Source organism: Thauera sp. 27 (genome assembly GCF_000310125.2).
Lineage (GTDB): Bacteria > Pseudomonadota > Gammaproteobacteria > Burkholderiales > Rhodocyclaceae > Thauera > Thauera mechernichensis.
On record NZ_AMXB01000003.1, the window covers coordinates 100,431 to 114,190 of the forward strand.

Annotated in this window: 7 protein-coding genes; 2 read left to right on the top strand and 5 right to left on the bottom strand. The window is 64.1% G+C overall.

The window, feature by feature from the left end; genetic code table 11:
- The first annotated feature begins 110 nt into the window (after positions 1-110).
- A complete protein-coding gene (gyrB, locus tag B447_RS02390) occupies positions 111-2,606 on the top strand; it encodes a DNA topoisomerase (ATP-hydrolyzing) subunit B (protein ID WP_002926188.1) in 2,496 nt (831 codons plus the stop codon).
- A 513-nt stretch (positions 2,607-3,119) separates the two neighbouring features.
- A complete protein-coding gene (locus B447_RS02395; RefSeq protein WP_037982222.1) occupies positions 3,120-3,689 on the top strand; it encodes a hypothetical protein in 570 nt (189 codons plus the stop codon).
- Between the two features lie 167 nt (positions 3,690-3,856).
- On the opposite strand, the gene B447_RS02400 is transcribed toward B447_RS02395, so the two are convergent.
- From B447_RS02400 to B447_RS02420, 5 genes are all read right to left on the bottom strand, one after another.
- The gene (locus B447_RS02400) at positions 3,857-6,682 is read right to left on the bottom strand and encodes an ATP-binding protein (RefSeq protein ID WP_002936068.1); all 2,826 of its coding nucleotides are present in this window, start codon (positions 6,680-6,682) and stop codon (positions 3,857-3,859) included.
- Positions 6,682-7,749 (bottom strand): PDDEXK nuclease domain-containing protein, encoded by a 1,068-nt coding sequence (locus tag B447_RS02405; protein ID WP_002936074.1) that lies wholly within the window; start codon positions 7,747-7,749, stop codon positions 6,682-6,684. Before B447_RS02405 ends, B447_RS02400 begins: the two co-directional genes overlap by 1 nt.
- A complete protein-coding gene (locus B447_RS02410; RefSeq protein WP_002936075.1) occupies positions 7,750-10,629 on the bottom strand; it encodes a DUF1156 domain-containing protein in 2,880 nt (959 codons plus the stop codon).
- A 1-nt stretch (position 10,630) separates the two neighbouring features.
- Positions 10,631-11,302, bottom strand: a complete 672-nt coding sequence (locus B447_RS22005; RefSeq protein ID WP_083491408.1) for a DUF4145 domain-containing protein — start codon at positions 11,300-11,302, stop codon at positions 10,631-10,633.
- Positions 11,303-11,485: 183 nt separating this feature from the next.
- Entirely contained in the window at positions 11,486-13,759 is a 2,274-nt protein-coding gene (locus B447_RS02420) for a DUF262 domain-containing protein (protein WP_002936079.1), read from the bottom strand.
- Position 13,760: the final 1 nt, after the last annotated feature.

The window sequence follows — 13,760 nt, forward strand, 5'->3', positions numbered from 1 at the left end:
ACGGACCACCGCAGCAAGCTCGCAGCCCGCGCCGCCCCTACAGGCACCCGCAACACCTTGCGCCACGCTCCACCGCAGCACCCCGTTCTTTACGAATCACCGAGATGACCATGTCCGAACCGCAAAACATGCCGGCCCCGCAAGCGGGCAACGACTACGACGAATCCAGCATCCAGCAGCTCGAAGGGCTGGAGGCCGTGCGCAAGCGCCCAGGCATGTACATCGGCGACACCTCCGACGGCACCGGCCTGCACCACATGGTGTTCGAAGTCGTCGACAACTCCATCGACGAGGCCCTGGCCGGCCACTGCGACGACATCGTCATCACCATCCACGCCGACAACTCGATCTCGGTCACCGACAACGGCCGCGGCATCCCGGTCGGCGTCAAGATGGACGACAAGCACGAACCCAAGCGCAGCGCGGCCGAGATCGTCATGTGCGTGCTGCACGCCGGCGGCAAGTTCAACCAGAACAGCTACAAGGTGTCCGGCGGCCTGCACGGCGTGGGCGTGTCCTGCGTCAACGCGCTGTCGAAGTGGATGCACGTCACCGTGGCGCGCGACGGCAAGCGCCACCTGCTCGAATTCGAGCGCGGCAAGCCGCAGAACCGCGTCATCGAGCTCGTCGACGGCGTCGAGGTCAGCCCGGCGCGCGTCATCGGCGAGACCACCAAGCGCGGCACCAAGGTGCACTACCTCGCCGACGACGAGATCTTCGGCACCGTCGAGTACCACTACGACATCCTCGCCAAGCGCCTGCGCGAGCTCTCCTTCCTCAACAACGGCGTCAAGATCCGCCTCATCGACCAGCGCACCGGCAAGGAAGAGGACTTCGCCTTCGCCGGCGGCGTGAAGGGCTTCGTCGAGTACATCAACCGCGCCAAGACGGTGCTGCACCCCAACGTCTTCTACGCCACCGGCACCACCCGCATCCCCACCGGCCAGGGCCACGAAGCCGAACTCTCGGTCGAAGTCGCCATGCAGTGGAACGACAGCTACCAGGAACAGGTGCTGTGCTACACCAACAACATCCCGCAGGCCGACGGCGGCACCCACCTCACCGGCCTGCGCGCGGCGATGACGCGCGTCATCAACAAGTACATCGAAGAAAACGAGATCGCCAAGAAGGCCAAGGTCGACATCACCGGTGACGACATGCGCGAAGGCCTGGCCTGCGTGCTGTCGGTCAAGATGCCCGACCCCAAGTTCGCCAGCCAGACCAAGATGAAGCTGGTGTCGTCGGAAGCCCGCCCGGCGGTGGAAGAAGTCGTCGCCAGCAAGCTCGGCGACTTCCTGCTCGAAAACCCGATCGACGCCAAGACCATCTGCAACAAGATCGTCGAGGCCGCGCGCGCGCGCGACGCCGCCCGCAAGGCGCGCGAGATGACGCGCCGCAAGGGCGTGCTCGACGGCGTCGGCCTGCCCGGCAAGCTCGCCGATTGCCAGGAGAAGGACCCCGCGCTGTGCGAGCTCTACCTCGTCGAGGGCGACTCCGCAGGCGGTTCGGCCAAGCAAGGCCGCGATCGCAAGTTCCAGGCCATCCTGCCGCTCAAGGGCAAGATCCTCAACGTCGAGAAGGCGCGCTTCGACAAGCTGCTGCAGAGCCAGGAGATCGCCACCCTGATCACCGCGCTCGGCACCAGCATCGGCAAGGACGACTACAAGCCCGAGAAGCTGCGCTACCACCGCATCATCCTGATGACCGACGCCGACGTCGACGGCGCCCACATCCGCACCCTGCTGCTCACCTTCTTCTACCGCCAGATGCCCGAGCTGGTCGAGCGCGGCCACATCTACATCGCCCAGCCGCCGCTGTACAAGATCAAGCACGGCAAGAGCGAGATGTACATCAAGGACGACAACGAGCTGTCGAACCACCTGCTGCGCCTCGCCCTCGACGGCGCGGTGCTCGTACCGCGTGAAGGTGCGGAAGCCATCGGCGACGAGGCCCTCGGTGGCCTGGCACGCACCTACCTGCTCGCCGAAGCCGTCACCCGCCGCCTGGCCAGCTACATCGACCCCGAAGTGCTGCAGGTCATGCTGGCGCACGACATCGAGGTCAGCCTCGACGACGAGGCCGCCGCCCGCGCCTCGGCCGAACGCATCCAGCCCCACCTGCCCGAAGGCCTGCAGATCTACGCCGAGTACCACGACGAATCCGAAGCCTGGCGTCTCACCATCGAGCGCCTGCACCACGGCAACCGCAAGTTCGGCTGGGTCGAGCACGACTTCCTGGTCTCCGGCGACTACCGCGCCATCCGCAACGCCGCCGAAGCCATCAGCGGCCTCATCGGCCCCGGCGCCGAGATCCGCCGCGGCGAAAAGCGCCAGACCGTCAGCCGCTTCGCCGACGCCATCAAGTGGATGCTCGCCGACGTCGAGCGCGGCATCAGCAAGCAGCGCTACAAGGGCCTGGGCGAGATGAACCCCGAGCAGCTGTGGGAAACCACCATGGACCCCGCCGTGCGCCGCCTGCTGCGCGTGCAGATCGACGACGCCATCGCCGCCGACGAGATCTTCACCACGCTGATGGGGGATAACGTGGAGCCGAGAAGGGCGTTCATCGAGGGTAATGCGCTGTATGCGCAGAATATTGATGTGTGATTTCAAGCTACCTGTAGGTTCTCACTCGTTCTGAAATTTTTCTCACATCGGTGAAATAGATTTCTCAAGAACGTTGAAATTGACCTACTGCCACACGAGAGCCAGAGGGCGCCGGCGGAAACGTGGGCGCCCTCAGTTCTTTCAGCGCTGAAGCAGCTTTTTCAGCGGGACCTCCTCAGTGAGGCCAAGTGGCAGGCCGACCAAGGAGCAACAAGGGTAAGCATCGGACATCCATCGCAAACGGTCGAGAATCGTCGGTTTCCCGATCGCGCAAAAAATCAGTTCAACAATCTTTTCAAGCTAGCGGATCAGCGTCCTTACCACACTGGCCTGCTTGCGATGCGTCAGCCAGGCAATCGGTGCTTGATGGCAGCGATTACCTTTGTCACATGCTCGTCTGTGGCAAGCCCTACTCGCGGCCACTCGAATTGGCCGTTGGTCTGGACAGGGCGACCCGTCGTTGCTCGAAGCTGCGAAAGGAACGAGAGCGTTTCGGACTCGGTAAGAAATGTCATGAAGATGAAGAGCAACATGCTGGCCCTCGTGCTGACGGTGCTCGTGAGCTGCACCGTAGGAGCCTTGCTGTGGTGGGACGCGCAGCGCACGGTCCCGCAGTTGAAAAACGTAGCACCAAGCACGACCACGCCCGAAGCAAGGTCGCGGCTCGCCCCGCCCAAGGGGGAAAATGCCCCAGCCGTCAGCCGGGAAGCAGCGCCGCCGGTAAACGGGCTCTACCGCTGCCAGGGCCCGAAAGGCGTCCTCTACCAGGCGGAACCTTGCCCGGGTGGAACGAAGCAGGCTGCCGTGGAGGGCGGGACCATGAGCGTTGTATCGCCTCCGCCGGTTGTGGTGACGCAGTCCTCGCCGCCGTCCCCACGCGACGAGGGCAAATCCGTCGGATTGATCACGCGCACCCCCGCGAAGGCGAGCGGGAAGGAGTCCACCTGCGAGCAGCACGAGCAGAGCATCAAGCAGATCGACACCGCTGGGCGGATCGGCGGCACGTCATGGAAGATGGAACGCCTGAGGGAGCAGCGCCGGTATCACACCGACGCGATGTGGCGCCTTGGTTGCGGGCGATGACAGAGTCAGCATTCACGACGCCCCTTTTACGCTGTCGCCACTGCGACAGACCTGCACAAATCGAAAGCTCGGCAACGCGCGTGGCGATGCAGATCTCAGAAACCCAAGGCACGTCCGGCACCCTCAGTAACTGATTCGCAAGATCAGGAGGGAGCGCCGAACGGCACTTAATCAAACTCTGCGTTCTTGAACCTCAGCACGTTGCAGTTCTCCCTCACCGTGCGCTGTAGTCCGTCCTCGAAACCCGCATCACTCTCAGCCTCAATCTCGATCGAGATCCTCACCTTCACGCCCGGCTTCGCGGTGAAGTTCAGCACCACCTCGTCAATGATGTCGGCGAACTGCCGCTTCGCCATAACGGGGTCGAGGTCGATCGTTCCGAAGAAGTGTGTCCGAGGCGCCGTGGTGGCCGCGGCTGGGGTAGAGGAAACACGCGTGGAGGCGCCCGAGTCGGCAGCCTTCTGCGCACTGGGAGGCGCGCCAAGCGGATAGGTCACCGCTGCAGCGCCAACCGCCTCTTGCGCGCGTTCGGCCGCGATGCGCTCGGCCTCGGCCTGTGCGAGCGACGGTTCAATCAGGAGCAGCGCGGTGTCCAGAATGGGCGTTGTCCGCTTCGCAAAGCTGAAGCCCAGGTAGCGACCGTCCTCCTTGCCCTGCGCGAAGCCGAAGAAATCCCGGCTCTCAGCACCCGCGGCCAGCGTGTTGTGGAACACGGCGTCGTCGCGGAGACGCGGCAGGTATAGCTGCTGGCAGCTCTGCTGCCAGACGTTGAGGGCATTAGCCTCGCCGGTGCCGTCCTTCCAGAACCAAGCCTTGAGCACGTTGTGCAGGTGGATCGGCGCCCACTCGGTGATCAGCAGCTCGTTCTCGCGCAGGACTCGTTCAAGCTCCTGCGTCAGGTTCTGCGCACCGGTGTTGATCTGGAAGGGCTCCCATTGCAGTTCGGACAAGCCCTTGCCGCGCTCGGCGAACTGGGCTGGGGCCAGCATCCAGCGGTAGGTCTCCTTCACCATTCCGCGCAGTGCCTCGTTGGCGTCGTCCAGGCTGCGGCTTGCCTGCCGGGCTTGGTACTGGTCGAGGTTGAGCTTCATCTCCTTGATGTCGGCGACGATCGACTGCCAAGCCAGTACTGAGCGCACCTGATCCTTCAGGCGGCTCACACTATCGACATCGGGGGCGAGGAAGATCAGACGGTTCTGCTTGAAGCGCGGCTGATCGCCGCGGTGCTTGAGTATCTCCGTGGCGTAGCGGATCGCCGACTGGTCGCCGCTGCGGCTGTAGCCGGCCGTCGGCGGCAGCACGATCAGGCGCAGCGCCCAGTCGTCTGGGATGTCGGCACTGGCGGTGAACACATGCACCCCGCTGAACACCCCGGGCGCCAGGGTGCGCTGCACGCGGTCGCGGACGGCAGGGATCACATCGTCCTTGTCCTGGAAGCGCCGCTTGCGGTCTTCCATTTCGCGGCGCAGGTTGGGCCGCGTGTCGAACCAGAAGCGGTTGTTGCCCGAGTTGAGGTAATGCAGGCGGTCGTTGAGGCGGCGCAGCGCGTCCTTGAACACACCCAGCTGCTGCCCCGGCTGCACGCAGCCCAGCAGCACCCGCTCCAGTTCGATGCCGCGCACCATCTGGTTCGCGGTCGATGGCGCACTACCAAGGAAGATCGTCCGCGCGGTGCGCCGGCACGCCTGCACGCTGCCCAGTCGGGTGTCCACGCTCTCCAGCTCGGTCGTCTCCGCCCGCTCGCCGTCGACGTCGCGCTCCAGCACGGGGTCCCAGCCCTGCGGCAGGTAGTAGATCGACTCGTTGCGGGTGTCGGCGTCGTACAGCGGCAGGCTGCCGGGCATGATCAGCAGGTCGGAGTTGTTGTCCTTCCACAGCCGGTGGATGATCTTCGCCATCAGCTTCAGCACGCCGCGGGTGCGCTGGAAGTTGTCGAGCGAGGACCAGTCCTCGTAAAGGCGCACGAAGACCTCGGGGTGGATCGGGTAGGCGTGCATCAGGCGCTCGAAGTAGCGCGCCTCCTGGGTCTCATGCGGCAGGTCGGCGGCGTTGGCGATGTAGTAGTCGGCAAACGCGCGGCACACCGCCTCGGCGCCCAGCTTGTCGCCGATGCTCGAGAAAAGCCGACGACGCACGATCTCGAAGGCCTCTTCGGACGAAACCGGCTTCCACAGCGCCTGGACCCGCCCGAAATAGTGCGACAGCGTCGCCAACGCCTTCACGCCGCGCTGGCTGCCGGCTTCCTTGTCCGATTCGGGCAGTGAGGCCAGCAACACCGCCGTGGGCACGGCCTTCAACGCCTCGGTGAGCGCCTGCACGAAGCTCAGGTTGGAGTCGAAGGACCCGCCCGACAGCGTCCTGCCCTCCTCGAACTGGCGGATGTAGGCCACCAGCTCGTCAATCAGGATCACGCACGGCGCGTAACGTCCGAGCAGATCCGCGAGCACGCCCTTGCCGGGCGAGGTACCGGACTCGTCCGCCTCACGCACCATGGCGTAGCCCTCAGCGCCACCGAGTTGCCAAGCCAACTCGCCCCACAGCGTGTTCACCGCCAGCCCGTCGCGCTTCATCGGCTGGTTGGGCGACAGACGGATGCCGTCGAGCACAGCGATGCGCGCCCGAGGCATCTCCACCACGCCGGCCGCGTTCAGGATCGACGGAATGCCGGGCATGTCCGAGGCCGACACCTCGCCCTTGGCCAGGTGATACACCGCCAGCATCGTGTGCGTCTTGCCGCCACCGAAGGCGGTCTGCAACTGGATCACCGGATCGCCACCGCGGCCGGTCAAGCGATGGACCACCGAGTCGAGCAGCAGGCGCATGCCTTCGGTGATGAAGGTGCGCTGGAAGAACAGCGACGGGTCCTGGTACTCAGCGGTCGCCGTTCCCAGATGCACGCGCGACAGGTCGGCCGCGAACTCGGCCTGCTGGAAGGTACCCTTGAGCACGTCCTCGTGCGGAACGGCGATCTCACGCCACGGCTTCAGACTCACTATTCTTCTCCATCAGGCTCGGACACGGGCGGCAACGCACCCAGTGCAACCTGTTCGCGCGCCCGCTGCACCGAGCGGTGCAACTGCTCGCGCAGCAGTTTCATGTCGGGAATCTTGTCCAGGTACTCGGCCACCCGGATGTTGGCGCTCCCCAGATCCAGCAGTTCGACCTGTTCGCTGTCGGCTTGGGCGCACAGGATCAGACCGATGGGTGACTCCTCGCCCGCGGCGCGGTCGTACTTGTCCAGCCAGCGCAGGTACAGTTCCATCTGGCCCTTGTGGGCGGGCTGGAACTTCTCCAGCTTCAGCTCCACCGCCACCAGCCGGCGCAAGTGCCGGTGGTAGAAAAGCAGGTCGAGGTAGAAATCGTCACCGCCCACGCTGATGCGCTTCTGGCGGGCGACGAAGGTGAAGCCCGCGCCCATCTCCAGCAGAAAGCGCTCCATGTCGCGCAGGATCGCGGCCTCCAGGTCGCGCTCGCTGTAGCCGTCGGGCAGGCCCAGGAAATCCAGCATGTAGGGATCGCGGAACACCATGTCGGGCGTCATCTGCCCGCCCGCGCGCAGCTTGACGAGCTCGGCATCGACCAGCACTTCGGGCTGCTTGGTCAGCGCCGTGCGCAGGTAGAGCTGGCTGCCGATGCGTTCCCGCAGGGTATGCACGCTCCAGCGCTCGATGCGGCACATCTCGGCGTAGAACTCGCGCTCCAGTGGCTTTTTCAGCGGCAGGATCTCGATGAAGTGGCTCCAGCTCAGGTGCGGCGATAGCGATGCCACCACCGCCTCGTCCGGGAACACCTCGGCAAATTGCACCATGCGGCGCAAGCTGCGCACGCCAAAGCTGCGGCCGTACTCGCGGACCAATTGTGTCGACAGCGTCGACACAATCTGCTCGCCATACTCGGCGCGCTCGTTCTTGAGCACCTCGCTGCGGATGCGCAGGCCGACATGCCAGTACAGCATCGTCACCGCACTGTTGGCCGTTTGCGCGATGTGCTGACGGGCCTGTTCGATCAGGCCGCGCAGCTCGTTCAGCAGCAGGGTGTCGGGGGTGCTCGGGGCCGACATTTAGATGTCCAGGTTTCCCTGCGACCCGACATGCCCCGCCTCGCTCGCCCCGCGCTCCACCCCGCTCCAGGCGGTGATCAACTCGTTGTAGGCGCGGGCGTCTTCGGCCCAGCCCTTGCGCTCGCACAAGGTGTAGAGGCGGTAGGCGAGCGCGCGGATGGGCTCGGCGCGGGCGGGCATGCGGGCGAGCAGGCTGCCGGCGGCGGCTTCGCCGTCCTGGTTGAGCGCACGGATCAACTGGTGCAACGCCTCCCACACCGGCACGCGGGTGTCGGTTTCCGGGTTCCAGTCGCGCGGCATCTCTGCCCATTTCAGCAGGCGCAGGTCGCCCTTGCCGGATTCGACCACGCCGGCCTCCGTCAGGCCAGTCACGCTGGTGCCCTTGGCGCGGGCGAGCACGTCGGCCTCGCCATACTTGCCGGTAGCCCAGCCCTGGCCCTCGAACCAGTGCAGGCAGAACTGGGTGTCGTGGTCGAAGTCGTCCTCGGCGAGGAAGCGGTTGATGAGCTGCAGCGCGGTGCGCACGCTCATCGGCTTGCCGTCGGCTTCCAGCACCGCGCCGTACTGGCTGAAGATCGCCATGCCGGGGCCGATGATGGCCTGGGACAGATCGACCGGCGCCACCGGGCTGTTGATGCCGCCGCGGGTCATGTCCATCAGCGCCTCAGGCAGCACGGCATTGAGCTCGCGGAGGAACTCGCGGCGGCCGACGGTGGCGGCATCGGCGTCGCGCTTGCGGCAGACGAGGACGATGCTGGAGGCCAGCGCGTTGGTGCCGGAACCGATCATGCGGTTGCCCAGTTCGGTGCGCATCGGCCAGGTGCCGGTGAGGGCGAAGCCGGCGCGGATCACCGCGTCGAGGAAGGTTTCCCACCCGGTGCTGGAGGTGCCCGCGTCGCCCTTGGTTTCTGCCTGTTTGAAGGCGTAGTAGATCGTCACCGGGAAGGCCGGATGCGCCTGCTCAGCCAGGTTGTGGATGGCGCGGGTCATGCCGTCGAGGAAGAAGGCTTCGGCCTTTTCCTTGCTGCCGTGGCGGTAGGGGGTGGCGACCAGCTCCTCGGCCTTGGGTACGGCCAGGGTGGCGTACAGACCGGGGAAGATCGGTTTCAGGCTCTTGCGTAGCCAGACGTAGAAGAAATCCGACAAATCGGCATAAGCAATGTTGTCGTAGTAGGGCGGGTCCGTGGATACAACTTTATTTCTGCTGACGGTCTGTGACTGGGCGTCAGCTTGAAACACCCACCCAGGAACCAGAGTCGGTGAAAGCTCAATTACCTTCCTGGCCCACTCGACACCACTACTGATATTGCCTGCAGAATCAGAGAATGCGTTGGTCTCGGCATAGTCCCAAGTCATCGGAATGGCCTGCCGGCCAAATGTGTTTCGAATCAGCTCACGGCTGGAGTGCCAAGTGCATATCGATGACCAGTAGTCTGTAGCCTTATCAATCGCAAACCCCAGATACAGCCCCACCCCCTGCGCATACGCCGTCGCACCACTGCCGCCGGCATCCAGCCCGGTGCCGTCGTCGGCCAATCCTGCGGTCAACGCGTCCTGCCGGCACTTTTCGATGGCCTCCTGCACCAGATCGGAAAAGGTGGTCAGCGCGACCAGTTGGCGGGGGGTGAAGAGGTCGCCGAATTTGCTCAGGCCGTAATTCAGTGTCCAGAAGTTGCGCGGATCGTCGGGTAACGGTGTTTCCGGCTTCCATTCAGGCTGTGCCTGACGCGCAGTGGCTTCATGCAGCTCGGTCGGCGAAAGATAGACACGGCTGCGTACACCTTCGGCGACGACTGCCATCAGCCGTTGCCCGAGTCGTCCAGCAACACCTTCCGCCTTGATGTGCTTCGGTTCGATCGGAGTATCCGACAGCAGGCATTGGAAGTTCGCACCCCGCCCGAGCTTGGTGCCGTCCTTCGCGCTCTCCGGCGGCGTCCCTACCTTCACCGTAAAGCGGTAGCTATCCCCTGCGACCACCGGCTCCACATACGCCTCCTTGCCCGCCTTGCTCGACAGCACGAAGGTCGAGGCCAGCGGCACCTCGGCATGGCTGAAGGCGGGGTTGGGGCTTTTCACTGTGCGCGCCCACAGCCAAGCGATCACGGTGAGCGATTGCCCCATCAGCGGCTTCAGGTCCGGGCGCTCGGCGACCATCTCGGCGGTGACTTCGATCTTCGGGTACAGGTGGCCGATGCGCTTTTCTGCCTCCGCCCGCATCCAGGCGCCGTAGCGGCGCACGTCCTCGGCCAGCCCCTTGGCGCCGGACCAGTCCTCAGCCAGCTTGCCCTGCTTGTCGCCGGGGATGCGCGGCCCCACCGGCGCACGTCCGGCAAAGCGTGGCGGGATCTCGATCATCGCCTTGTTGATGGTCACCGCCACCGGGTTGAGGTCGCTGGCGTAGCTCTCCAGCCCCAGGCGCTGCGCCTCCAGCGGCAACGCGCCTCCGCCCGCGAAGGGATCGTGGAAGGCGGGCAGCTTGTCCGAGTTGAAGAGCTCGGCCGCCTGCGGGTGACCCTTGTTCAGCGCGCAGGTCTCGCGCCAGCTCTTCCAGATCTCCTCGCGGGCGCGGGCGAGCACCTCCTCGTTGTTGGTGTTCTCCCACTGCACCAGGTCTTCGATGATCTTGAACAGGCGCTCACGCTCGATGGCAGCCTTTTCCTTGTTCACCCCGCGTCCCAGATGGCGCTCGTAGCCGGGGTCATTGACCATCTGCGCAAAGATCACCGCCCGCGCTGCAGCCAGGGGCCGGCGTGCCCACCACAGGTGCAGCGTGCTGGGGTGGCCGTGCCGGATCGACTTCTCGCGCGCCGCGGCGACGTTGATGGCGTCGAGCGGGAGGGCGACTTCGATGAGTTTCTTGGGGGTTTTGATGGGGGTCATATCAATGGCCGTCCTGAGCACGGCGAGGGCGTTGCGGTGTATTGCTCTTGAGTTCGCGTGCTTGCGAGGCAAGCAGCTCGGTTTGCAGCAGGCGCTCGACGATGTCGATAACGAGATTCACCTCGTCAGGCGATGCTTGATGTCCACGGTGCGCGGATGCGTGGCCGGCATCGATAGCAGCCTCGACAATTTCCCGATCGCGCTCACTGATTAGATTGGCTGAAACCAGAGCCTCAAGCCCGTTTGCAAAGTTTCCCTTGTCACCCACAGCGTTTACGACGACGAGATCGATCAGCGCTCGGGCTCCCATCATTGCCAGACGACGGCTATCTGCATGAAGCGCCGTATAAATCTCGTCCAAGAGCTCGACATATCCGCGAGGAACCTCCAGATGAGCGATCCAGGCCGGTTTTCGGCGGGATACGCGCGGCGGGAAGTAGGTTGGTCGATGTGGGCCGTCGTAAGGATCGTCTTCGGAGCACCAGTCAAACCTCTTCAGGGATATGTCTTCACAGCCACGACATTTAAGCACCGTCCATCGCGAACCGACCTCTACGGTGTATCCGTCATCGCCAAAGCTCCGGCTCCTGTCGATCTCGATCAGCAGGTCGTGTTTAGTTTCGTGCCCACACTCATTGCAATGGGACCACACGAAGTCGGAAGCAGCGCTCATCTGAGTCCGTAGGACATCGTGGACCACAGCAGGCGTCGAATGAGATCCATGTTCGTAATAGTTGTCACCGACTCATCCTGAAGAGGGCTGGAAGGCTAGTCGCTGCTGCGTTGCCTGCGTCGCGTAGGGTATTCATATGAGCGCGTCTTTTGGGGCTGATGGAAACGTTCCCAATGATTTCATTCATGCTGGCTCTGCAATGCTATCGGCGGATTCATCCACGGCCGCGAGCAGCCCGAAAAGTTTCTGCGCCAACAAAGCACGACGCGCGCTGACCCATTGCGGCAATCGGTCGAGCGCGTAGAGCGCGGGGTCTTCAGGGAGACAGTGAAATGCGCGCGCTTCGGGCGACAAGCTGGCCGCCCATTGCTCGAAAGGCAGCGCGAAATAGCTCTCCTGCTCGCGAGTATCAAGCGCGACACCGAGGATCAGCTTGTTGGCAAAGCCCTGGACGGCCGGCATCAATGCGTCGGGTACGCCAGCGCGATGCAGCTCATCCGGCATGAAGAAGCGCGACTGCACGAACGGCAGCGCGCGACGCCTCAAGTTGGGCAGATCGTCGGGGTAGATTAGCGACAGCAGGGCCTCGGCGTTCGAGGCTTCGATGGGCGTCGAGGTCCAGGCACGCAGGTCGCTCTCGCCGAACTCCAGCGAACGGCCCATGCGACCGAACCCTTCAGCGATCTCGGCCAGCGGAAAGTCGCTGCGGCCTTGAAGGTTGCGCCGGACCACGTTGCGATAGGTCGTGAACGTCGTCCCGGTCTGCAGGCTCAGGAGGCTCTTGAAGTCGAGCAGCACGAGCCAGCGGCGGATGCGCTGCCGGTCAATATCGGCGAGTCGAAGCTCGGCCGACGGGTTGCTGCGATGCAGGTAGTAGGCCAGCAGCATGACCACGTTGGTGCTGAACAGGCGATCGCCGTAGAAACCCATCTCGCGCAGGACCCCGGCAGTGAAGCGCAAGACCTCCTTGGTTCGCTCCCAGCTCTGCTCGAGCACGCGGATATTGGCCGGGACGAAGTTCTGCACTTTGATCGAGAAGTCGAGATCGTTCAGGAACAAGGCGGCACGCAGTACGAACTCACGAGTGATCGCGCGCTTGGGGTTCAGGGACTCCGTGAGCGCATCGATGAGCTCTTCCGTTTCTTCCCTTGCGTTGAAACGCTCCCAGCGCAGCGTGATTACCGACATCAGCAGATCACTGCGGCTCAGTCGCGTACCGCCGTCGTTGGCGCGGATGAAAATGTCGAGCACGCGGTCGTATGAGTCACTGTACTCGGTGAAGTAGGCCATCGCCTGGTCATGCCAGACCGCGTCCCACAGGCGCAGCAGGTTGGCGCGTGCCATTGCCCTGCCGGTTTCGCTGAGATTGAGGTTAGCCTCGACCCAGTTCTGGACCATCACGTCGCGCTGCTCGGGCGTGGGCGCTGCCAGGATGAGCCCGACCTCGAACCAGAGTTCGTCGCCCTTGCTGACTGGGGGCTGGGTCTGATCCACGAACTCGAAGCGGTAATGCTCGGCGATCGGGCTCATCTCCTCGTTTTCCTCGTCGGCCTCCATCTCTGGCGCGTGCGCGAGATCGATGAAGAGGATCTTCTCGTCCCAGGCGTCTTCGGTCGCCTTGCGCTTGTGTTTGCGCTTGACCGTGTAGGAGCCCTGCAGGCCAATGAGAAGGGAGGTCAGGCGCTGCTGCCCGTCGAGAACCAGTGAAACGCGGTCGTCCGCACTGAGGCCGGAGGGTTCGTTGTGAATGGAGCCCATGCGGAAATGGGTCACGAAGCGATAAATCTCCCAGTCGTCACGGCTGCCGGGCGGGAGGTCCCAGAACATCAGGGCGCCGATCGGATAGCCGCGCATGAGCGAGTCGAAGAGCCGAATGATCTGCTCGGGCGTCCATACGTAGGGGCGCTGGATGGCGGGGATGAAGAGTTCGCGGTTGATGCGGTTGAGCGTTTCGGCAACGGTCGTGGTCTGGTAACCCATGTATGCACCGGGGATCGAAAAGGAACTGGAAGGGATTGCGTGAGTCGGGAGGGTGACGACGGAATCTGCGGGCGTGTTGCCCGGTTCGAGGAGGTCTTGCGGCGCCTTTGCTGGCTGCGGCTCTGCAACGATCCCCTTCTGCTGGAAGTCGCCGTACCAGACGAGAAAACGAACGAGCCCGTCGAGCGTATGGAAAACCCAGTACAGCACCGGACTCCCGACACGCAGCCGCGGGCAGTTCTTCCGGTTGAGGTTCGAGTTGCGCGACTTCTCGGCCGCGTAGGCGCGCGCGGGCGCCGCCGGCGCGTCGTCAAGCGAGACTTGTTCGGTCCAGACGTAGATCTGCGCTCGGTCTCGCTCAAGCGCAATCTGGCGCCCGTTGGGCATGTCGAAACCGGCAATGTAGTTGCTCGGGGGCGCAACGCGGCGCGCGCGCGTCGCACACCAAGCCTCAGCCATTTTGACGATTTCGCTCATG